We start from the raw sequence: 23060 nt of genomic DNA on the forward strand, positions 1-23060 counted from the left end.
GGGCGCCCGCGACCTCGGCCGCGTCCGGGCCGGTCAGGTCGCCGCCGGGCAGCAGCCAGCCGGCCAGCGCCAGGCAGGGCGCGACCAGCAGGGCGAGCACGGTCGCGGAGAGGCGGTCGCCGACCGCGCGGCTGGCCGAGCCCGCGCCCGCGAGGAGCAGCAGTCCCGTCACGGCCGCGAAGGCGACCTGGAGGCGGCCGGAGGCGGTCGCCCCTGGCCAGAGCACCAGGGCGAGGGCGGCCGCCACGGTCGCCGCCGCGGTGCCCGCCAGCAGTCCGCGGGCCGCCCCCGGGTGCCAGGTGTGCAGCTTGCGGCCCGCGGTGTCGGCTATCCCGTCCACCAGGTCGTCGAGCCGGGCCTCGGGCAGCGCCTCGGTGTGCGGGCGCAGGTAGAGCACGGCGCCGTCGAAGAGCCCGGCGCGGGCGAGGGTGGTCTCCTCGTCGAGCGGGGCGTCACCGAGCTGCTGGAGCACCCAGCCGGCATGGTCGAGACCGGCCTCCTCGGCCTCCTCGCCGACGTAGCGGAGCAGGGTGGGCAGGAGATCGGCGACCGGCACGTCGGCCGGCACGGCCAGATCGACGGAGACGCTCGGCGCACGTACGGTCAGGCGGCACAACTCGGCCACCGCACTGTCGGTCATCAGCTGAACACTCGTCTTCCGTGGGGGCTTTGACAGGAGGACTTCCCCGGGAGAGGGGACCAGCGAAGAGTACGGAAGGCCGACGCGTTCCGGAACGGGGGGTACCGGGAAAGTGGAATATGGGGTCCGCGCGGCCGGCGGCCGCCTCTTCCGCATGGACAGGCCGTGTTCCGTGAATGCAGACTACTGCCTGAGCCCGACGGATCGCGCTGCGGACCGGACTCGTCGTCCGGCATGGAGTTGTCCTTCGCGGGAGTTCACCGTCGCCGCTGTCCGCCCGAAACATTCACCCCGGCGTTCACCGCGTCACGCGGCACCCGGAGAATCAGCTCGGCGCGGCCTTTTCCGCCGCCGGGCGTGCCGGTATTCGGCGCGGGCCGGAAAGCCAGTGAAACCGGAGGTTCTGTTCCTTGAGCGTGGTGCTGTTTCGCCGGCCGGCCCGCAGACGCGGACCGGAGATGCCCGAGGGTCAATTGACCCTGCAGGAGCCACCGGTCCTCGCCGAGACGGTGCCCGACACCTCGGCGATATGGACCTATCTGCCGATGGCGCTGATGTCGGTGTCGATGATGCTGATGTTCCTGCGCCCCGGTGGCGGGAACGGCGTCTTCATGTACCTGGCGATGGGCGTCATGGCGCTCTCCGCCGGTGCGATGCTGCTGGGGCAGCTGATGCGCCGCTCCAGCGAGCGCAAGCAGCGCCTGAAGGGCGAGCGCCGCGACTACCTCCGCTATCTGGCGCAGACCCGCAAGCGGGTCCGGTCCACCATCGTGGAGCAGCAGCGCGCCCTCGCCTGGCGCCATCCGGACCCCGCCTCGCTGCGCTCCCTGGCCCGCACCTCGCGGCTGTGGGAACGCCGCCCGGCCGACGAGGACTTCGGCGAGGCCCGGCTCGCGGTCGGCGAGCAGCAGCTCGCGCTCACCCTGCAGCCGGTCTCCACCCGTCCGGTGGAGGACCTGGAGCCGCTCTGCGCGCACGCCCTGCGCCGCTTCATCCGCGCCTACTCGACCGTCCCGGAACAGCCTCTGGGCCTCTACCTGCGCTCCTCCGCCCGGATCCTGCTGCGCCCCGAGGAGGCCGCCGCTCCGGCGTCCGCCGAGCCGGGTGTCCCCGCGCACGGGGAGCAAGGCGGGGCGGGCGCCCCGGCCCAGGACCCGACCGACGCCGTACGCGCCCTCGTGCGCGCCGCGCTGGCGCAGCTCGCGGTGTTCCACGCGCCCGAGGAGCTGTGGCTCGCGGTCTGCGTCAGCGACGAGCGGCGGCCCGACTGGGAGTGGGTCAAGTGGCTGCCGCACGCGCTGCATCCGCAGGAGGAGGACGGCGCGGGCCAGGTCCGCCGGATCACCGCCGACCTCACCGAGCTGGACGACCTGCTCGGCGCCGAGTTCGCCGAGCGCCCCGGCTTCGACCCGGACGCCCGCCCCGGCCGTGACGAGCCCTACACCGTGATCGTCCTGGACGGTGTCACCGTGCCCGAGGGTCACCGCTGGGAGGGGCACGGCTACCGCAACGCCGTGGTCCTCGACGTCTCCGGGTCGCTGCGCTGGCGGCCCGGCCGCAACACGCTGCGGCTGACCGCCGGTCCCGACCGGGTGAGCCTGGTGCGCACCGACCGCAGCCGCAAGGAGCGCTCCGTGCCGCTCGGCCGTCCGGACCGGCTCGGCCCGCTCGGCGCCGAGTCGCTGGCCCGGCTGCTCACGGCCCGCCGGATCAGCCTGGGCACCGACATCGCGCAGCCGCTGGACGCGGACGTCGAACTGACCACCCTGCTCGGCATTCCCGACCTCCACCGGCACGACCCGGCCACCCTGTTCGCCCGGCACACCGGCTCCGCCCGGCTGCGGGTCCCGGTCGCGGTCGGCGTGGACGGCCGCCCGGTGGAACTCGACATCAAGGAGTCCGCGCAGGGCGGCATGGGGCCGCACGGCATGCTCATCGGGGCCACCGGCTCCGGCAAGAGCGAGCTGCTGCGCACCCTGGTCCTCGGCCTGGCCCTGACCAACTCCTCGGAGACCCTCAACTTCGTCCTGGTCGACTTCAAGGGCGGCGCCACCTTCCTGGGCCTGGAGGAACTCCCGCACACCTCCGCCGTCATCACCAACCTCGCCGACGAGGTGGCCCTGGTGGAACGCATGCAGGACGCCCTGCACGGCGAGCTCATGCGCCGCCAGGAGCTGCTGCGCGCCGCCGGCAACTACACCTCCGCCCTGGAGTACGAGCGGGCCCGCGCGGCGGGGGCCGATCTCACCCCGCTGCCCAGCCTGTTCGTGGTGGTCGACGAGTTCAGCGAGCTGCTGTCCACGCACCGGGAGTTCATGGACCTGTTCGTGATGATCGGCCGTCTGGGCCGCTCCCTGGGGGTGCACCTGCTGCTCGCCTCGCAGCGCCTGGACGAGGGCCGTATGCACCAGCTGGAGAGCCATCTGTCGTACCGGATCGGCCTGCGCACCTTCTCCGCCATGGAGAGCCGCGGTGTGCTCGGCGTGCCGGACGCCTACGAGCTGCCGGCCCAGCCCGGCAGCGGCTACCTGAAGTCCGGTGTGGAGGCCCTGACGCGCTTCCGGGCCGCCTACTCCTCGGGTACCTACCGGCGGCGTACCGGCGCGGTGGTGCAGGCCCGGGTGGCCAGCCAGGTGGTGCCGTGGACCAGCGGCTGGGTGGTGCCCCGCACGCTGGAGGCGGCACCGGAGCCGGAGCCGGAGCCGGAGACCGACGAGGACGAGGAGACCCTGCTCGCCGTGGCCCTGGACCGGCTGCGCGGCTCGGGCCCCGACGCCCACCAGGTGTGGCTGCCGCCGCTGGACGAGCCGTCCCCGCTGGACGCCCTGCTGCCCGGCGTCGCGCCCGACCCCGAGCGCGGCCTGACCGCCACCGGCTGGGCCGGCACCGGCAGGCTGCGGGTCCCGGTCGGCCTGGTGGACAAACCCTTCGAGCAGCGCCGCGACCCGCTGGTCGTGGACCTGTCCGGGGCCGGCGGCCATGTCGCCATCGCGGGTGGCTCGCAGAGCGGCAAGTCCACGCTCACCCGCACCCTGATCGGTGCCCTCGCGCTCACCCACACCCCCGCCGAGATCCAGTTCTACTGCCTGGACTTCGGCGGCGGCGGACTCTCGCAGCTCGCCGCGCTGCCGCACGTCGGCGGTGTCGCGGCGCGGCTCAACCCGGAGCGGGTGCACCGCGCGGTCGCCGAGGTGATGACGCTCCTGGCCCGGCGCGAGCAGTTCTTCGTCGACCACACCGTCGACTCCATGCAGTCCTACCGCCGCCGCCGGGCCGCCGGGGAGTTCCCCGACGAGCCGTTCGGCGACGTGTTCATGGTGGTCGACGGCTGGTCCACGGTCCGCCAGGACTACGACGACCTGATCCCGAAGTTCAACGAACTGGCCGCCCGCGGCCTCAACTACGGCATCCACCTGCTCATCACCACCACCCGCTGGGTGGAGCTGTCCGCGCAGGTCCGCGACCAGTCCGCCACCCGCCTGGAGCTGCGGATGGGCGACCCGATGGACTCCGAGATCGACACCCGCAAGGCCCGCTCGGTGCCGCGCAGCGGCGGTCGCGGCATCACCGCCGACAGCAAGATGCACTTCCTCGCCGGCCTGCCCCGCCTCGACGGCAGCGGTTCCCTGGAGGACCTCGGCGAGGGGGTCGCCCACCTGGTCTCCGAGGTCGCCCGGCACTGGCCCGGCGCGCCCGCCCCGCAGGTGCGGATGCTGCCGCACCGGCTCCCGCTCGCCGAGCTGCCCGCCCCCGAGGCCACCGAGGGCGGCGGCATGCGCCTGCCGCTCGGCATCGACCAGGACGCCCTGGAACCGGTCTGGCACGACTTCAGCCGCACCCCGCACCTGATCGTGGTCGGCGACACCGAGAGCGGCAAGACCAACCTGCTGCGCGGCATCACGGCGGGCATCACCGCCCGCTACTCCCCCGCCGAGGCGAAGATCATCGTGGTGGACTACCGCCGTACCCTGGTGGACACCGTTCCCGAGGAGTACCGCATCGGGCACGTGATCTCCCTGGACAACCTCAAGGAGACCATCGAGGGCGCGTCCCGGGCGCTGAAGACCCGGGTCCCCGGGGCCGACATCGCGCCCGGCCGCATGCGCAAGTGCGACTGGTGGACCGGCCCGCGGCTGTTCATCCTGGTCGACGACTACGACATGGTCTCCGGCAGCTCGTTCCAGAGCCCCATGGAGCCCCTCTTCGAGTACCTGACCCTCGGCTTCGAGATGGGTCTGCACCTGGTGGTCGCCCGCAGCGCGATGGGCGCGGGCCGCGGTCTCAGCGACGGCCTGATCCGGCGCCTGGACGAGGCCAACAACCCGGCCGTCCTGCTCTCCTGCCCGCCCACGGAGGGCCGCCTGTTCGGCAACGCGAAGCCCCGCAACCTTCCGCCGGGCCGGGCGCTGCACATCGCCCGCCGCCGGGCGAGGCTGATGCAGACGGCACTGGTGGAGGAGACCGGCTGAGGGAACGTACGGAAGCGGCGGTGGGGGCCACCTCCGGGTGGCCCCCACCGCCGCTTCCCGAGGGGCGCGGGGAAACGCGCGACAGGCCGCGACGCTCCCGCACCCGCCCGACGGCCGCGCGCCTCAGTCCTTGCCGGCTCCCGGGTCCGCGACCGGGCCCGCGCCCGCCGGGCGCCAGCCCCGTGCGCGGGCCCGCGGAAGGACGAAAGCGCCCCACAGGACGGCGAGGACGCCGCCGGTGCCGAGGAGGACGAAGACCACGGCCCGGTCGGTGGCCCGGTCTGCGGCGGAGGTGTCGCGGACGGCCACGGGCTGCGCGGCGCGCCCGGCACCGGCAGCCGTACGCGAGTCGCCGAGGACCGTGGTGACGGCGGCGTACGGGTCCAGCTGGGGGATGTCCGCCGGATAGGCGGTGGCGGTCAGCCGGCGTGCGACGGCGTCGGGCGAGTCGCCGGGGCGGACGGACCGGACCGCCGCGGCGGCCCCGGCGGCGTAGGCGGCGGCCACCGAGGCGCCCGCGCCGAGGTAGTGTCCGTCGCCGCGCGGGCCGGTTCCGACGACCCCGGCGCCGGGGGCGACGAGGTCGATGCCGCCGGTGGGCAGGGCGTCGTCCGGGCGGACGCCGGCGGGCAGCATGTCGGCGACCGAGAGGACGCCGGGTTCACCGGCCGGCCAGTAGGTGCGGGAGGGGATCTCGCCGGTGGCGCCGCGCGGCGGGTCCGGGGTGGCCGCGGCGACCACCAGCGCGCCGGCGCGGCGGGCGTCGGCGACCGCACGGGTCAGTTCCGCGTCACGGGCCGGCAGGGCCGCCGCGACCGCGATCACGCCGGCCTTCGCCGCGGTCGCCTCGCGCAGCGCCTGCGCGACCAGCGCGGCGCTCGCCCGCCCGCGCTCGTCGGTGCCGCGCAGGGCCAGGATCTTCGCCTCCGGGGCGACACCGGTCAGGCGCGGGGCGCCCTCGCCGGTCCCGGCGATCAGCCCGGCCAGGAAGGTGCCGTGCCCGACGCAGTCCACGGCGGCCGTGGACTGCGCCGTGACCCGGTCGTCCAGCCCGGCGGCGTCCGGGACGACACCGGTGCCGATCAGGGCCACGGTCACGTCCGCGCCGGTGCTGTACCGGTGCAGCCGGTCCAGGTCGAGGCGCTGGCGCGACCAGTCCTGCTTCTTCGCCTTCTCGCGGGAGGCGGGGGTGCAGGTGACCGCGTCGGCGTCCGGGTCGAGCGCGGCGGGCATGCCGGGCAGTTCCTGTCCTTTCCCCCCGTCGGCCGCCGGAGGGCGCGCCGGGGGTGCCGTCGCGGGTACCGCCTGGACCGGGACGGCCGTGGGCAGCAGCAGTGCGGCGGCGAGGCCGGTGCCGGACAGCAGGCGGGCGACCCCGCGGACGGGCGTCGTCATCGGGGGACCGCCTTCGGGGCCGCGGACACGACGTCCTCGGGGAGCAGGATGCGCAGGTCGTCCAGGGTGGGCGTGGCCAGCGAACTGAGCCGCCGCGCCTGGCGGGTGACCATCGACTCGACGACCTGGCGGGCCAGGCGGGCGTTGCCGAAGGAACGGTCCCGGGGCACCGAGTCGAAGTACTCCTTGAGCAGCGGGCCGGTGCCCGCCCCGCACTCGTACCCCATGCCCGTCGCCTGGGCGCGCACGATGGTGACCAGTTCCTCGGAGGAGTAGTCCGCGAAGGAGATCCGGCGCGGGAAGCGGGAGGACAGGCCCGGGTTGGAGGCCAGGAAGCGCTCCATCTCGTCGGTGTAGCCGGCGACGATGACGACCACCTCGTCCCGGTGGTCCTCCATCAGCTTCAGCAGGGTGTCCACCGCCTCCTGCCCGAAGTCCGCGCCGGCGCCGCGCGGGGTGAGGGTGTACGCCTCGTCGATGAACAGCACGCCGCCGCGGGCCTTCTCGAAGACCTCGCGGGTGAGCTGGGCGGTGTGCCCGATGTAGCGGCCCACCAGGTCGGCGCGGGCCGCCTCGACCAGCTGACCCCGGTCGAGGATGCCGAGCTGGGTCAGGATCTCCCCGTAGAGGCGGGCGACGGTGGTCTTGCCGGTGCCGGGCGGGCCGGTGAAGACCAGGTGGTTGCTGAGGGAGGGCACCGGCAGTCCGGCGGCGGCCCGGTGGCGGGCGGTGGTGATGAGGTTGACCAGGTCCGCGACCTCGCGCTTCACCTCCTCCAGGCCGATCATGTCGCCGAGGCGGGTCAGCGGGTCGTCGGCCGGGGCCGCGGGCTGCGCGGCCTTCGTGGCGGCGGTGGCGGAGACGTCCTCCGGCAGCAGCAGCCGCAGGTCGTGCTCGCCGACCTGCGGCTGGGAGGCGAGCCGGACGGCCTGCCGGTCCACCATCTCCTCGAACACCCCGCGCGCGGCACGGCCGTTGCCGAAGCCGCTGTCGCGCGGCATCGCCTCGAAGTGCGCGGCCAGCGCCGCCGCGGTGCCCTCACCCAGCTCGTACTGGTGCTGGGCGCACATGTTCTCCATGATGGCGACCAGCTCGGGCACCGAGTAGTTCTCGAACTCGACGGTCCGCGAGAAGCGGGAGGCGAGGCCCGGGTTGGAGCCGAGGAACGCGTCCATCTCGCGGGAGTAGCCGGCCGCGACCACCACCACGTCGTCGCGGTGGTCCTCCATCAGCTTCAGCAGGGTGTCCACCGCCTCACGGCCGAAGTCGGCGCCTCCGTTGCCGCTGTCGGAGGAGAGCGTGTACGCCTCGTCGATGAACAGCACACCGCCGAGCGCCCGCTGGAAGGTCTCGGTGGTCTTGATCGCGGTACCGCCGACGACCTGCGCGACCAGGTCGGCGCGCGAGACCTCCACCAGGTGCCCGCTGCGCAGCGAACCCAGTTCGGCGAGGATCGACCCGTAGAGGCGGGCGACGGTGGTCTTGCCGGTGCCGGGCGGGCCCGCGAAGATCAGGTGCCGGCTCATCGGCGGGGCGGACATGCCGAGCTGCTCGCGGCGCTGCGCGAGCTGGGTCAGGTTGACCAGCGTACGCACCTGCTGCTTGACGTTCTCCAGGCCGATCAGCGCGTTGAGGGCGCCGAGCGGGCCGTCCGCGCGGTCCGGCGGGGGCGCGTCCGCGGCGCCGGAGCCGGCCGGGTCGGTGTTCTCCGCGCTGCCGGAGCCCCAGGCGTCCCGCTTGCCGTTGCCGGTGCTGTTCAGTCCGTCCACGGCGAGCCGGTCGCCGGGCGCGGTCTGCACCAGGCCGCCGCCCTCGTTCTCCCGGGCGAGGCAGTTCACCAGGGAGACCGGCGCGGTGGACTCCACCCGGAAGCCGTCCTGGGCGCCGCCGGACACCTCGCAGCCGCTGAGCGAGGCGAGCGCGCCCTCGCGGAGCAGGAAGCCGTGGCCCTTGGGGGCGTGCACGGTGGTGCGGTTGGCGGTCAGTTCGCCGCCCGCGGCGACGACCACGCCCTCCTCGCCGGACACCTCGACGCGGAAGTCGCGGACGGTGACGTTGCCGCCGTCCTCCACGACCAGGCCGTTGGTGGCCGTGTCGGAGACCCCGCCGCCGGCCAGGTAGAGGGTGCTGCCGGCGGCCACGCGGACGCCCGCGCCCTTCGGCCGGACGATCTCGCAGTCCTCGGCGCGGCCGCGGGCGTCCTTGGTGGCCGCGATGCCGTCGCCGTCGGGTTCCGTCAGCCGGGCCCGGCGCAGCAGCGGGTTGGCGCCGCCGCGCACCAGGATGGCGGGCGCGCCGCCGATGATCTCCAGGCGGTCCAGCTCGGGCGCCGAGTCCTCCTCCAGGAGGAGCGCGGTCTGATTGCTGTCACGGACCGTCAGGCCGGTCAGGGCCGGGGAGGCGTTCCCGGCGACCCGCAGGGCCGCGCCCTGCGCGCCGTCCACCCAGCAGTCCTCGAAGGTGCCGCGCGCCCGGTCGGTGACCAGTACGCCGTGGCCGCGGGTGCGCGAGACGCGGCAGCGGCGCAGCACGGGGTCGGTGCCCTGGGCCAGCGTGATCCCGTTCCCGGACGCCCCGGTGACGCGCACGTCCTCCAGCGTCGTGCGGCCAGCGCTGCTCAGGTGCACACCGGTGCTGGTGTCGTGCACCACGGTGCGGACCACCGAGAGGGAGCAGTTCTGCTCCAGGGCGATGGAGGGCTTGTCGGTGGAGGAGATGTCGCAGTCCTCGACGGTGCCGCGGGTCTCGCCGTTGGCGAGCAGGCCGTTGCCGCGGGCGTCGCGTACCGTGCAGCCGCGGATGCGCGCCTCGCCCTGCTCGGCGAGGACCAGGCCGCTGGTGCCCAGGTGCTCGAAGGTGCAGGACTCCACGGTGGTGGGGGTGGTCGAGGTGACCACGATGCCCGCGCCCTGCGGATTGCTCACGCGGCACTCGCGCAGCGCCAGTGAGCCCGTTCCGCCGGCCAGCATCGCCGTCCAGGCGGCGCCGATGATCTCGCAGCCGTCGAGCGCGGCCTGTCCGCGCCGCACGTCCACGGCCGGCAGTTCGGCGTCGCCGCCGCGCAGCGTCAGTTCGGAGAGCATCACGGCGTCGGCGCGCAGCGCTATCACGCTGCCCGAACGCGGCCGGATCTCCACGGTTCCCCGCCCTTCGGCGGCGGTGAGGGTGACCCTGGTGCTGATGACCAGGTTCTCCGCATATGTCCCGGGCCGGACGCTGATGAGTGCGCCGGTACGGGCGACCGCGAGTGCCTCGCCGATCGTCCGGTAGCGGTCCCGGTCCCCCGGACCGACGGTCAGTACCTGGCGCGACACGCACCAACCTCCTTGCCACAGGGGCGTCTTCAGTGGGGCGCCCCCTCACCCGGGGGCGCGTGCCGGCGAGCCGACAAGTCACATCATGCCTCGTCCGCGGGGCGGGACCGATGGCGGGAGCGGTGCTCCGCCGTCCAGGGGCGTCCTGCCGGACTCCCGTGCGGGCGTCCTGCCGGACGTTCCGTGCGGGCGTCCTCCGCGGGCGTCCTGTCAGACACCCCGTTCCCGGCCGTCGGTCCCCGCGCCGCCCCGGAGCCGCGACCGGGTTCCGCCGTCCTGGTCGCCGTCCTCGGCGGTGTCGGGGCCGGCGGCGAGCCGGGCTCCGGACCCGCTCTCCGTCGCGACCCCGACCGGGGCCTGCGCCCCGGCATCCGCCCCGACACCCGCCCCGGCGCCCGGCGTACGTACCGGACCGCCGGTGTCCGGTGGACGTACGGGGCCGTCGGCGTCCGGCGTACGCACGGGGGCGAGGAGGCTGTCCGCCGGGACGAGCAGGGGGGCCGCGGCTCCGGCGTTGGCCAGCAGCCGGGTACCCGAACCGCTCAGCGACCGGGCCAGTTCGCGCGCCGGGAGCCTGCCGTGCCGAAGCGTCTCGGACAGGAACTCATGGACCGGTGAGGTGAACACGAGCACCACCGGCGCCCCGTCCCGGCCGGTGGCCGTGAGCGGTCCGCCGTCCGCCGCGCGCACCACGGTGACCTCCGCCTCCGCGAGCGCCTCGATCGCCTCGTCCACCGGGCCGTAGCCGGTGGCGGCCCGCTGGGCCGCCGCGTCCACCGGGTCGGTGGGCTCCGGCCAGCCGAGCACCCGGGCGGAGGGACGGTACGCCGGGTTGGCGCGGTAGTTCCCCACGCCTCCGTCGTCGTCCGACTGCCACTCCCCCACCACGGCCCACTCCGGCGGCGTGCGCTCCTCGGTCCACTCCGGATCGACCATCCCGATCCAGTGCCCCGGCGCCCGGCGCGCGGCGGCCCGTACGGCTTCGGGTATCCCGGGCAGGTCGGCGGCCTCGGGGGCGGACGGGGCGTCGCGCCCGCCCTCTTGCCGTTCTCCGGGCCGCATCTCCACCTGAACTCTTCGGTCCGTACGGATGCCGGGGCGCCGCACGACATGCGTGCACACCGGCATCGACCAGAGCTGCCAGGATGCCACACGAGCCGAATCCGCGGACGGCCGGACCGGGTCCGCGTCGGACCCCGACGGGCCCGTTCACCTCGCGTTCCGGGAACTTTTGGGGAGCAGTAAGGCGTGGAGGGACAAAGCAGTGGGACGGTTGGGACAAGGGGTGCTGCTGTTGCCCCCGTGACGGGCTAAGTTGGGTATGCCATCGAACCCGTCGGGCCCGTCCACCCGACAAGTGCCTTCCGCCCGGACGTCCGGACCAGGGCCGCACGGAACCCGGCGGCCCGAACGGCAGCCGGTCCGGACCGGCTGCCGTTCGGGCCCGTGCCCGTCACCGACAGCTCCGCCACCGAGGAGTACCGCATGTCCCCCCAGCACGAGACCCCCGGCGCGAACGCGGAGGCGAAGCCCGCCGCCCGCGCGGAGGCGGCGGAGACCGGGTCCGCACCCGGGACCTCGACACCGGACGGGCCACCGGCACCGGGCCCCGCCGCGGTCCCGGGGGCGAAGCCCGCCACAGCCCCGGAGGCTGAGTCCGGGGAGGCCGCTGTCACCCCCGAGGGGAAGTCCACCGCGTCTCCCCCGGCAAAGGCGGGCGCCGCCCCCGAGCCGGAACCCTCCGCCGGATCCCCCGAGTCCGGGGAGGCCACCGCCCCGCCCCGGTCCTCCCCCGGGACCGCCGAGGAGCCCGAGGGGCGGGTCGCCGTGGCGGCAGCCGCCGTGGCGCCGCCGGGCATCAAAGCCGGCACCGGCGTCGGCACCGGACGTCCCCGCAAGCCGGTCCTGGCGGGGGCCGCGATCGCCGGCGCCGTCCTGATCGCCATACCGCTGCTGCTGGCCGGCAGCGCGAACGACGAGCGGCCCGACTCCGCCAAGGGGCTGGCCGCGGACGCCGACACCGTCCTGAACGCGACCTCCGCCCCCGCCGCGCTCGGGGACTACGTGGCCGAGAAGCCCAAGTCGTCGCCGAGCAAGGCCGAGCCGAAGAAGAAGACCGAGGCCCCGAAGGTCGCCGTCGCCCAGCCCGTCGCGCCCTCGCCGGAACCGGAGGCGAGCAGCTCGCCCGAGAAGAAGCCGAAGGTCGAACCCAAGCCGAAGCCCGAGCCGAAGCCGAAGGCGTCGGCGAAACCGGTCTGGGGCACCAGGACCGTCTACGCGAACAGTGTCCTGCGGGTGCAGCAGTCCTGGTCCACCAACCGCATCCGCATGGTCATGCAGGCCGACGGCAACCTCGTGGTCTACAACGAGGAGGACAAGCCCGTCTGGGCCTCCATGACCTTCGGCACCGACCACCGGGCGATCTTCCAGCAGGACGGCAACCTCGTCATCCACAACGGCGACGACCGCCCCATCTGGGCCTCCAAGACCCACGGTCACGAGAACGCCCAGCTGGTCCTGCGGGCGGACGGCAAGGTGGTCGTCCTGCACAACGGCGGGGTCATCTGGTCGACCTGACCCCGGGTCCTGGGCCCAGGCGGTGCCGGGCGGTGCCGCAAGGTGCTTGTGCGGGCGGCAGGAGGGCATTCCCCGGGAGGGGAGCGGGGACGGCATCCGGGCCGGCCTCCAGATCGGGGTGGCCGCCCTGGTCACCGGACTGCTGGTGTCGTCGGGCGGGCCCGAGGCGGTCGCCTCCTGGTGGGACCGGATCTGGCGCACGGTGTCCTCCCGGCGGGGCGGAAAGGGGTCAGCCGTGCGCGCGTCCACCGGTCACCGGACGGCCGGGCCGCGCTTCAGCCGGGCGCCCACCGGACTAGACCAGCGTGGTCCTGCCGGTGCCACCCGTTTCCCACGCTGCCGCGAGGCTGTCGCCCGGTTCGGGCTCACGCGGGACGGAGACGAACGCGACGCCGGGCAGATCAAGGAGGTCCGGGCTTGTGACGCGGGGGCAGAGAGCGCACGTTTCCCGGGCGTCACGCCCCCATGGGGCGGCTGCGGTGGTCCTCGGCGGTCCGGGCCCTGGTCATCGACCGGTTCCGGGCTGAGGCCGTGGTCACGGAACCGGCCGCTGTGCCGGCCGGCAGCTCCGCATCGGAGCCGCCTCGCGACCGACGAGCCGTACACGGCCGCAGGAGGCCACCGCCCGGCGAACCCGTCAGGCGGTGTTCCCGGCACGCCCTGAAGCGAGCAGCTGCGTCTCCCAGCCGAAGGCGATGCCGGTGGCGCCCCCGTGCTGGAGCAGGACCTCGGTCATGTCCGGGAAGGTCTTCTCGCGGGCCCAGTCGCGCTGCCACTCCGCCGCGACGGCCTGCCAGGTGATCGGCACCACGCCCGCCTGAACCATGCGATGCACGGCCATCTCGTGAGCTTCCTTCGAGGCGCCGCCCGAGGCGTCGGTGACGACGAACACCTCGAAGCCCTCACCCGCCGCCTGTATCGCCGGCATCGCGACACAGATCTCCGTCCACAGACCGGCGATGATCAGCTTCTTGCGGCCGGTCGCCTTGACGGCGTCGACGACACGCTCGTCCTCCCAGGTGTTGATGAACGTGCGGTCGATCGGCTTCTGCTCGGGGAACACATCCTGCAGCCCTTTGACGAGGTAGCCGCCACGCTCCTCCAACACGGTCGTCAAAAGAGTCGGGACGTCGAACGCCTTGGCGGCCTTGGCGAGCCCGACGACGTTGTTCACGATCATCGTGGGCTCGTGGCTGTTCAGGTTGGCGAACTGAAACGGCTGGTGGTCGATCAGGACGACGACGCTCTCCTCGGGCGTCAGCAGTGCCTGCAGTCCGGACTTCGTTTCCTTGCTCATGGGATCCCTTTCCGGGTACTTGTCCTCGCGTGCTCGGGAGGCTCGGACGGACGCCGTCGATCTCGATGCCGGAATACGGCCGTACACGTCCGCGCAGGTGGCTCTGGGACCGAGTCGGCCGACCACCGCGCCGAAGCGGTCGGTGTCGCACCCCGGACAGACTCCGCTTCCGCAGCGGCACGGTCACGGCACCTAGGTCGGCCTGCTCGATCAAGTAGTTGACTCGTCACCCACATTAGCAGCGACGGTGGACGTGTCAACTAGCTACCCGGCGGGCGAAGTTCACCCTTTCGCGGCCCCGCGGCCGTACGCGTGGAGGCACACCTGGTCCGCCGGATGAAGGAGCGGTGGATCACGCCGCCCTCGGCGATCACCGGGAGACGGTCGTCCCGGGGTCTTGCCGCCCCGGACACGGCGGGCCCTGCCCCGCCGGGGGCGCCCCACCGGCCCCTGCACGCGGACGACCGACAGACGCCCTCGTTGAACTGCTTCCATGGACGCACCGCCGCGCCGGCTCGCCGGCTCGCCGGGGAAGAGAAAGCCGCCTGGGACAACTTCATCCGCATGCAGGAGAAGCTCATCGGACGGTTGTCCCGCCACGTCCGGTCCGAATCCGGAATGTCCGCATCCGACTACGTCGTGCTCGCCGGCCTCACCGAAAGGGGCGGCGGGCGGATACGCTTGCTGGATCTGGCCAGGAAGGAATGCCCCGACGACGGACGCGGCGCATTCATCGTCGCCACCCCGGCCGGCCACCAGGCGACCACAGAGGCCGCGGGCCATCACGTCGAGCACGTCCGCCGACTGTTCATCGATGCCCTGACACCAAGTCAACTCAAGGCACTCGCCCGCATCTCCGAGCACGTCCTGGCGCACATGGAGAAGCAGTCGGACTGACCGGGTGAGGGGACGCGCTCGAGCCCGGCCGGGGCGAGGCACGGACCACGCCCACGCAGCGTTCCGGCACCGAGGACGAACGGGGCCTACGGGGCGCCGGGGCTTGGGGCACCGGGGCGGGGATCCGTCGATCGAGCGGCTCTTCCGGGACTTTCACAGACGGTTGTTGTGCGCACGTCGACCGTCCGGACGTCACCGGACGGGACCGTCGTACGTACTCCTGCGACTCTCCCCCCGCCCTCACCTGCTACCGGGGCCGTACGGCCGGGCCGCTGCTCCGGGGCGAGCGTGTCGGCATCCTATCCGAGGAAGCTCAACCGCACCTGACGGTCGGGATTGTCCTTGTTGGTGTCCACCAACCTCCGTTAAGACAACCTGAGAGTAGCTCGCGCAACAAAGAGAGGCTGCTCCGATCCTTGCTCCTACGGGAAGCCTCCACTGCTGACCTACGTAGCACGGGTATGTTCCAGCTTCCACCCAACGTCCCGCGTTCGACGTAATTTGTCGCTTCCTGGAGGCACGAAGTGCCCGCTGAACTGCAAACTCTCCACCTGCGGCTCGAATCGCCCATTTCTCTAGACATAGAGAAACGGGCAGGTCAGCGGCCTGGCCAATCGGGCCAGCGGCCCAACAATGGGCACAACAACAGTGGAGGCAAACCCTTCTGAAGCGGGGCAAGTTGACGGCTGCGGGGCGAGGTCCGTGATCGGGGCTCTATCGTCGATCGCGGGGCGGCTTGGAGACGATGTCGGCCCAGGCCCTCAGAGAGCGCACCCGAGAGCCTCGCCACCTGCGGAATCGCGAGCACCTAGAGAAACGACCTGCGGCAGCCGAGAAGGTGCAGCCGCAGGCCAGCGGGTGCGCCGTTGCTCCAGAGGCTCCGAATTACGTCGCACCCAGGACCGTGCTAACCGTCTTTGCCAAGCGCCAGGGCCTTGGTGGAACCATCGCGCACAGGCAACCCAGCCAGCGCCGCGTACGGGTTCAACTCAGCGGTCGGAGTCGGCCAGCGACGATACGGGTGCGGTAGCGCAAGAGCGGCTCACGCCGCATGAGACGCCAGGCGGCCTCGGCTCGCCTGAACAACCGACTCTGTCCGTGCTCATGCTGCTTCAAGCGCAAAGAGCACGGCTGCAATGACTTCTACCCTCAGCACCGCCACACATAGGGCACGCTTAGCACACAGAGACATATCGACCCGGAGGAACCATATGCGGTCATATTTAAGATTCACCACATATCACGTGGACGTCCTCCCTCACAGATCTGTTGTTACGTCTGATCACCCCCAAGCACGATTCGTAGTATCTTGTCTGCTTCAGCTTTAGGAATGGCCTTGCCGCAACTAGGCGTATGGTGTGCAGCCCTTGGTGCGGTGAGAGCGATGGGGGGACATCGTGGGTGCCGCGCCGCGTTTCATGGCCGCGAAGGCTCGTCCGTTACCGGTACTTGTACTGGCGGACGTGAGCGGAAGCATGGGGGAACCCCGGGAGAAGATCGATGTACTCAACGAGTGCATCCGCCACATGCTCGACGATTTCGCTACCGCCGATGTCGGGCGAGGCGCCATCCACGTCGGCGTGATCGCCTTCAGCCAGAACCGGGCCGAATTGCATCAAGATATGGTGCCCGCGGCCGAGGCTTCCTGGAGCGACATGGAAGCCCAGGGGGGCACCCCGCTCGGCGCGGCTCTCGGACTCGCCGACGAGGTGCTGCGCGACGAGTCAGCCGTCCCGGCCCGCTCCTTCTCTCCCACTCTCGTTCTCGTCTCCGACGGAATGCCCACTGACGAGTGGGAAGAGGCCCTCGACCGTTTGCTTGACTCCCCCAAGGGTTCTCGAGCCAACCGGCTGGCTGTCGCTATCGGTCCCGACATGACTGAACAGGCGAAGGCCGTACTGCGCCGTTTCGTCAGCGACGAGGCCAACGGCGTGTTCGAGGCACATGACGTCGGACGTATTCAGCAATACTTCCGCTGGGTCACGGTCACCGTCACTCAACAGGCCCGAAGCACTCGTCCGGACCGGGCACCGGTATTGCGCCCCGACGATCTGTCCGACTTCGGCGCCTGACCCTGTCGAAGAACGCAGCGAGAGGAAGCACCCGTGGCATCGCGCTGGGATCTCGGCGGTCTGCTGCGGCCCATCGAGGACGAGTACCACCAGCTGTGGCCGCTGTCCCACTCGATAGGTGCCGGTGGCCAGGGCGAGGTGTGGCTGGCCCGTGGCGGACGTACCGCCATCAAGATGATCGCTGCTCCGACTCAGGAAGCAGCGGACGCCGTTCACACTCGGCTGCGCCGCATCCAGCGTCTGCCGCTGGACGGCGTTCCGTTGGCCGGCGTCCTCGCCCTGCTCGCTCCGCCGAAGCTCGGTTATGTGATGGAACTCGCCGACGAGATGGTCCCGCTGGACACCTTGTGTGTGCCCGACGAGGAAGACCTCGCGGCCTGGTACCTGCGCACCGGCGGCCTGGAACGCCGACTGCGGCTGCTCGCCAAACTCGCGGATGCCGTCGCCCGGCTTCACTCACGCGCCATCGTGTACCAGGACCTGTCGCCCTCGAACGTGCTGGTCTCCGCAGCTCCCGAGCAGCAGGAGATCCGCCTTATCGACGTGGACAATCTCGGCCTTGTCTCGGCTGTCGCATCTGCGCCGGTGCACACCCCGGGATACGGGGCACCAGAAATCGTGTCGGGACGCAGTGGGGCCACGACGCTGGCCGACGCGCACGCACTCGCCGTCCTGATCTTCGAGACCCTCACGGCAAGCCACCCGTTCCGGGGCGACGAGGTTCTGGACTCCGATCCCGCCTACCAACAGGAGTACGCGGACTGCTTCCGCCTCCCCTGGATCGACCATCCCACTGACCGCACCAACGAGTGCACCTTGGGCATCACGCCGCGGGAAGAGGTGTTGTCCGGTCAGCTGTGGGGCCTGGCCACCCGGTGCTTCGTGGGCGCCGTGACCGATCCTTTGGTCCGGCCGTCGGCTGCCCGGTGGGCCGCGGCACTGCACTCCGCAGCGGGACAGACAGTCGAGTGCCCGGAGTGTCGCTGGAGCTACCGTGCCGCCGCCTCCTCCTGCCTGGCCTGCGGAAAGCCCCGAGACCGGGTCTGGCTGCTGCGCCACGGACTGACCGGCCCGGTCGGTACCGAGCCGGGAGACCGGTCAGGGAATGATGACGACCCTCCCCTTGTAGAGCTAGCGGAGGTGCCTCTGCCCGACTTCACCGTACTGCGCCCCGATAGCGAGACGACACTGACCGCCCGTCACACCTCTCCTGCTCCGGACCGACTCGATGCGGTGGTCGCGCAGTTGCGGTGCCAGGGCCGGGACGTGACTGTGTCGAACCTCTCGCGCAACAGTCTCTGGCTCGACCACCAGGACGGTCGGCCGTGGCGTGAGATCGGCCAGGGAAGCCAGGCAACTGTGCCGGTCGACGGCCGTTCCTGGACACTTCACTTCGGCAGACAGGGTGTGATCCATCGCTGGGTACGTCTGATGGCGCTGGAGGCGAGCAGGTGAGCGCGCGCCCCAAACAGCCAGCCATGCCGGCCCGTATGCCGGGCGAACCCGTGCTCGTGTCCTTCCTCTGGCATCGAGTACCACAGGGGTTCACCGACCAGGTGATCCCCGACGGCAGCGAGGTCCGCCTCTATCACCGGCCCACAGGCCAACTGGACCTGGTCACCGATTCCGCTACGTTCGGGATCAAGCCAGCGACTCCGGAGGACGAGCGGAAACTCGATCGGGTCCAGGCGGCCGGAACCACTTGTGTGACAGTCACCGCACATCCGGTCCGCCCGCAGCCGCCCACGCCCGTCCCGTCGCCTCGACGCCGTACCGGAAACCCGCATCAGTCCTCGTCGGCGGCCGACAGTCCTTTCACCTTGCGGGTTCACATCTACGCCCCTGCCGCAGGACTCGCGGTACCGCTCACCACCGGGCTGCTCCTCGATGTCGATGACGCCGTGCTGGAGGACGCGACCAAGTACGCGGACCGCACGGACAACGTCAACGTCGGTTCACTCATGGAGTTCATGGCACGCGAACTCCTCCTGGAGCCCCGTCCCGGGGCTCCAGCGGACGCAAGGCGCATGGTGGTCTCGGCCGGACCGGCCGGAAGCTTCGCAGCCGGCTTCCGGGTGCACGGACCAGGGCTCATGGCTGATGTCGAGAAACACAGTGCCGGCTACCGCATCGTCCGCTTGCTCAGATCGGTCCACGATCGGCACGGCACCGTTCAGAAGGCACTGGCCGTCGGGTCCATCGAGTTCCGCGACATGACCGCCAGGCAGCGGGACCGCGAGAGGATACAGCAGGGCCTCGACCTGGTGGCCAGCCAGAACGGCTACCTGGCCATGTGGGACAGGTACCAGGAGCTGGAGGCGCGCCACATCAGGAGACGCCTCCGTGACTTCGGAACCATCCGCTACACCGACGTCAAGGTCGAGTCCGACGGCCGCTGCGCATTCACTGTGGACCTCAGCCGGGCCCTGCCCCGTACCCGAGCCGCGTTAGAGAACACAGCTGCGGCCGAACGCGTCGAGCTCGAGGCTGCTGAGAGACTTCCGGCCTCCGTGACGGACACCGCGATGACCGACCGGGAGTGGCTCGTCGCATCCCGCGCGCAGAAGGTGAAGGCCTGGGTCGGTGAACCGCTCGGATACGACAGTGTCACCGAGGTCCTGAGGCTCACTGCGACCCTCAACAACCAGCAGGACCCGCCCCCTCAAGGGTGGCTCTACCTGGCGCACCGCGGTGATCAGCGTCGGCTCGACCGGCGCGAAAAGGCCATGCAGCAATTGCGCACCGACGGAACGCACATTCCTGCGCTACCGACTCTCCTGGAGGGAGGTGCCTGGCCGCAGTCGGCACGACAGCGGATCACAAAGCTCTCCCCTTCCGCACTCAGCTGCTTCGCTCCTCACGGACCGACGCCGGCCCAGCGGGAGGCGGTACTCACCGCCCTCAACACTCCAGACGTCGCGATCATCCAAGGACCACCGGGCACCGGCAAGACTCAGGTGATCGCTGCCCTGGTCAACCAGCTGGGCGACCTCGCCCAGGGAGGAGATGTGGCCGGGAGCACCCTGTTGACGAGTTTCCAGCATGCGGCGGTGGACCACCTCGTCACTCGTGGCTGGGTCTTCGGGCTTCCACCGCTCAAGGTGGATTCCCGCGGCCGGGGGAGCAAAGTGGCACTGGATACCTGGCGTATCGAGGCAGCCCGCGCTGCCGACCTGCGGTTGCGTGAGCGCCCGGCAGGGCCTCATCTGGCTGCTCGGCGAGCCGCCACCGAGCTGGCCGCCACCTATCGGGCGGCACCGGTCCCGCCCGAGTTCCTGCCGCGCTTCCTGGACCAGGTGCTCACCCAGGTCGGGGACATCGCCGAACCGTCCCTGGTCGGTGAATTCCGCAGTCACAGGGATCGGGCCGAACAGCAACGCATGCGAGCCGCCGCCATGGCCGACCCCGACGTGCGCGCGGATCTGCTGCCTTACATCCGGTCGCTGCGCTGCACCGTAACCGGATTCCACGATGACGGGCCCCGCACAGCCCGGGCGCTGTTGACACGGCTAGAACTCGCCGACAGTCCGCTGTTCGACGGCATCTCGTACCAGGAACCCCTGCGCGCAGCGATCGGCGCCACCACACCACATACCGAACTGCTCAACGCGCTTACCGCGTTGCGCGACGCCCTAGTCGACCGTCTCACCGCGCGCATCCGGCTTCCAGAGGTTACCGTGGCCGATCCCACGATCGTCGACCTCCTCGACCGGCTCGCAGCACAGCTCGCGGAGGCGGTGACCCGGTCACCCGATGCCATAGCCGCGGCACTGCTGGATTACCGGGATGATCTGCGCAGCGATCCAGAAGGTGTCGACGACACACTCCGCGCCTACACCGTCTCGCTGGCCTCGACCTGCCAGCAGGCCGTTTCCAAAGCCATGGTCGATGTCGGCGGTCGGGATGGAGCGTTCGAGTCGGTCGTCGTCGACGAGGCAGCGAGGGCCAACCCGCTGGATCTCCTCATCCCCCTCGCCCAGGCCCGCCGCCGGATCGTGCTGGTCGGCGACCACGCCCAGCTTCCCCACATGCTGGAGCCCGACGTGGAGCGCGAGCTGAGTTCGCTCGGAGACGACGTCCGTGACCGGCTACAGGAGAGTCTGTTCCAACGACTGGCCCGTCAGTGGGAGCACGGCTCATCCGATGGACACTCCCGGTTCGTCCGCCTCGACACCCAGTTCCGCATGCATCCGGTACTCGGCAACTTCGTCAGCGACAACTTCTACCAGGGACAATTGCGCAACGGCCGTGAGGCGAGTGACTTCACCCACGGGATCGAACGGTACGGTGAAGTTCCCGCAGTATGGCTTCCCGTGCCGCAGTCCGTCGGCGGTGAGACCCAACGGGGAACGAGCCGTGCCCGTCGCGCCGAAGCCGTCGTCATCGCCGCGGAGATAGCCGCGCTGATCGAGCGATACCCGAGGATGACCTTCGGTGTCATCTCGTTCTACGCCGCACAGGTCACCGAGGTATGGAAGGAGCTGAAGAAGGCCGGGCTCGCCGAGTTCACCGATGCGGGCGGGTGGCGCCCCGTGCCCCGGCTCAGCCGTGATGAGGACGGCACACCGCTCGACCGATTGCGGGTCGGCACCGTCGATGCCTTCCAGGGCATGGAGTTCTCGGTCACCTATCTGTCCACTGTGCGCAGCTGTGCACCAGCCGCACGGACCGACGCCAAGCGCGCTTACGGGCACCTGACCGTCGCCAACCGACTGTGCGTGGCGATGAGCCGCCAGCAGCGGGTGCTGGCCGTGGTGGGCGACGACGACATGTTCGGCCCCGGCAGTCCGGAGGCGGTCAAGCCTCTTGCCGCGTTCCTGGAGCTGTGCCGGAAGGGAGTGGACGGCTGTGTCATTCGACCGTGAGACCCCTGTCTTCCAGCTGGCCCTCCCGCCCCGCCAACGGTACCGGCCTGTTCTGCTGCCCGTGTGGGTTCACCAGGCAACGGCACCGACCGGCTACTCCCGGACACTGGATGTCTTCCAGACCGTGGTGCTGCGCCTGTGTGCCGCCGGGGTCCGAGACGTCAGTGACCTGTCCCGGTTGATCGGGCTGGACACTGCCCTGTGCCGCACGGTGACTGCCCGGCTCGTGGAGGGGCAGCTGATGGCACAAGGGCTGCAGCTGACCGAGGCGGGGCGGCGCACCGTGGCCGAAGGCGAAGTCGCAGAGACGGAGCCCCGGCTCGTCCGTGTCTTCCAGGACCCGGCCACCGGAATGCTGTTGCCTCGTATCCTGGTCGCCGATCCCGTACGCGCTGACCTGCGAGCGCATCGCGGCCGCTGGGTCACCATCCAGTTCGGTACTGCTGGTGCCTCCCGGGAAGTCAGCGCGCTGACGCTCCGGGCCGACGGCTCCTGGATGCGTCCGTCGGAACGTGATGTCCTCGAAGCCTGCAAGAGTCACGATCTGGCGGCGCGGGGCCTGCTCGGTGCTTCCCGCGATCCGGCCGGCTCCGTGGGGGCGGCCCGACGGATCGGATTTCACGGTACGGCGAACCCAGCCCATGTCGTGTGCTATGTCGTCGAGGGCAACGACGGGTCCGGGCGTATGTGGACCGTAGAGGACCCGTTCGCGGTGGGCGACGGACGTTTCTTCGCAGATCTTTTGGCCGCCCGTGCAGAGGCTGACGAGCAGTTGACCCGGCTGATCGACGACATGCTCGGAAAGGGCCGCCGCGACCGGACCACCGCCGCGCGCAAGGTCGACCGGGAGCTCGCCGAGGATGCCCGCGCCGACGTGGTACGTATGCTCGGCGAGGAGGTCCGGAATCACTCGGAAGTGTTGACCCACCTCGCGGACATCGAGCTGGCGCTGCTGAAGGACACTGCGCGGGAACGGGAGAACGCCGCACGCAACGCCATTCGCGTCTTCGAGTGCATACTCCCCGAACTCAACGAACGATTCCCCGCCCGGATCCCACCGTCCAGGGAGCCGGGGGTGCGGGAGCGCACGTTCGTACTGACCGCCCAGCGCCTGGGCGCCACATCCGTGCCGCCGGAGATGCGCAAGTACTGCTCCAGACCGGCCGGCGGGCTGGCCGGAGACATCATTAGAGCCGTCTGGGCGGCCGGGGAGAACGCGCAGCATCCGTTCGCCGCGTTCATCCGCGAGCGCCCCACCCTTCTGGAGGATCTCGACCGGTCACGCATCCTGCGCAACAACGCGACGCACGGACCGACCGGCGCCCCGGCCCCTGATGAGCTGGAGCACATCCGAGCTCTCGCTTACGACGCAGCCCGCCACTTGCTCGGTCTGAGCAGCGGCCGAACCACAATCAGCAAGAGGGTGAACTGACAACATGGGGAAGAGGCAGACACGACCGCGTCAGAAGGGCAAGGGGACGGTCTGGCCGGGGCAGCCGCCCGCTCCTAAGCGCACCGAGGCCGCCCATGCCCG

At 71.3% G+C, this 23060-nt stretch carries 11 protein-coding genes and 1 pseudogene; 7 read left to right on the forward strand and 5 right to left on the reverse strand.

Annotated features, from left to right (window positions below; translation table 11 throughout):
- Nucleotides 1-640, reverse strand: a 640-nt coding sequence (gene eccD / locus KM933_RS08875) for a type VII secretion integral membrane protein EccD (RefSeq protein ID WP_221349979.1), incomplete at its 3' end; no start/stop codon positions are given.
- A 458-nt stretch (nucleotides 641-1098) separates the two neighbouring features.
- On the opposite strand from eccD, the gene eccCa reads away from it, so the two are divergent.
- A complete protein-coding gene (eccCa, locus tag KM933_RS08880) occupies nucleotides 1099-5109 on the forward strand; it encodes a type VII secretion protein EccCa (RefSeq protein ID WP_221349981.1) in 4011 nt (1336 codons plus the stop codon).
- Nucleotides 5110-5232: 123 nt separating this feature from the next.
- On the opposite strand, the gene KM933_RS08885 is transcribed toward eccCa, so the two are convergent.
- From KM933_RS08885 to KM933_RS08895, 3 genes and pseudogenes are all read right to left on the reverse strand, one after another.
- Nucleotides 5233-6504, reverse strand: coding sequence for a S8 family serine peptidase (locus KM933_RS08885; protein ID WP_221349983.1), 1272 nt, complete (start codon nucleotides 6502-6504; stop codon nucleotides 5233-5235).
- On the reverse strand, nucleotides 6501-9818 hold the full coding sequence (locus KM933_RS08890; protein WP_221349985.1) for a right-handed parallel beta-helix repeat-containing protein: 3318 nt from the start codon (nucleotides 9816-9818) through the stop codon (nucleotides 6501-6503). The genes KM933_RS08885 and KM933_RS08890 overlap by 4 nt, the downstream gene beginning before the upstream one ends.
- Nucleotides 9819-10214: 396 nt before the next feature.
- Nucleotides 10215-10886 (reverse strand): annotated as a pseudogene (locus KM933_RS08895) (type VII secretion system-associated protein); the annotation flags it as partial.
- A 417-nt stretch (nucleotides 10887-11303) separates the two neighbouring features.
- On the opposite strand from KM933_RS08895, the gene KM933_RS08900 reads away from it, so the two are divergent.
- Nucleotides 11304-12395 carry a mannose-binding protein gene (locus KM933_RS08900; RefSeq protein WP_221349987.1) on the forward strand — a complete coding sequence of 364 codons (1092 nt, stop codon included), beginning with the start codon at nucleotides 11304-11306 and terminating at the stop codon, nucleotides 12393-12395.
- 637 nt (nucleotides 12396-13032) lie between these two features.
- Here KM933_RS08900 and KM933_RS08905 read toward each other — a convergent pair.
- Nucleotides 13033-13692 (reverse strand): hydrolase, encoded by a 660-nt coding sequence (locus tag KM933_RS08905; protein ID WP_221349989.1) that lies wholly within the window; start codon nucleotides 13690-13692, stop codon nucleotides 13033-13035.
- A 480-nt stretch (nucleotides 13693-14172) separates the two neighbouring features.
- Between KM933_RS08905 and KM933_RS08910 the strand changes: the two genes are divergently transcribed.
- The 5 genes from KM933_RS08910 (at nucleotide 14173) to KM933_RS08930 (ending at nucleotide 22958) form a co-directional block, all read left to right on the forward strand.
- Nucleotides 14173-14589: a MarR family transcriptional regulator gene (locus KM933_RS08910; protein ID WP_221349991.1), complete on the forward strand. Its 417-nt coding sequence runs from the start codon at nucleotides 14173-14175 to the stop codon at nucleotides 14587-14589.
- Nucleotides 14590-16007: 1418 nt separating this feature from the next.
- On the forward strand, nucleotides 16008-16661 hold the full coding sequence (locus tag KM933_RS08915) for a vWA domain-containing protein (protein ID WP_260333291.1): 654 nt from the start codon (nucleotides 16008-16010) through the stop codon (nucleotides 16659-16661).
- A gap of 33 nt (nucleotides 16662-16694) precedes the next feature.
- A complete protein-coding gene (locus KM933_RS08920) occupies nucleotides 16695-18116 on the forward strand; it encodes a protein kinase domain-containing protein (protein ID WP_221349995.1) in 1422 nt (473 codons plus the stop codon).
- Nucleotides 18113-21526, forward strand: coding sequence for a DEAD/DEAH box helicase (locus KM933_RS40210; RefSeq protein ID WP_221349997.1), 3414 nt, complete (start codon nucleotides 18113-18115; stop codon nucleotides 21524-21526). Before KM933_RS08920 ends, KM933_RS40210 begins: the two co-directional genes overlap by 4 nt.
- Nucleotides 21510-22958 carry a hypothetical protein gene (locus KM933_RS08930; RefSeq protein ID WP_221349998.1) on the forward strand — a complete coding sequence of 483 codons (1449 nt, stop codon included), beginning with the start codon at nucleotides 21510-21512 and terminating at the stop codon, nucleotides 22956-22958. The genes KM933_RS40210 and KM933_RS08930 overlap by 17 nt, the downstream gene beginning before the upstream one ends.
- Nucleotides 22959-23060 lie beyond the last annotated feature (102 nt).

It is taken from the genome of Streptomyces beigongshangae (genome assembly GCF_019710745.1).
GTDB lineage: Bacteria > Actinomycetota > Actinomycetes > Streptomycetales > Streptomycetaceae > Streptomyces > Streptomyces beigongshangae.

What these genes read in the sequence shown, in the direction of transcription:
- eccCa (WP_221349981.1), top strand. Translation starts at nt 1,099, where the DNA reads ATGCCCGAGGGTCAATTGACCCTGCAGGAGCCACCGGTCCTCGCCGAG.
- KM933_RS08885 (WP_221349983.1), bottom strand. Translation starts at nt 6,504, where the DNA reads ATGACGACGCCCGTCCGCGGGGTCGCCCGCCTGCTGTCCGGCACCGGC.
- KM933_RS08900 (WP_221349987.1), top strand. Translation starts at nt 11,304, where the DNA reads ATGTCCCCCCAGCACGAGACCCCCGGCGCGAACGCGGAGGCGAAGCCC.
- KM933_RS08905 (WP_221349989.1), bottom strand. Translation starts at nt 13,692, where the DNA reads ATGAGCAAGGAAACGAAGTCCGGACTGCAGGCACTGCTGACGCCCGAG.
- KM933_RS08915 (WP_260333291.1), top strand. Translation starts at nt 16,008, where the DNA reads ATGGCCGCGAAGGCTCGTCCGTTACCGGTACTTGTACTGGCGGACGTG.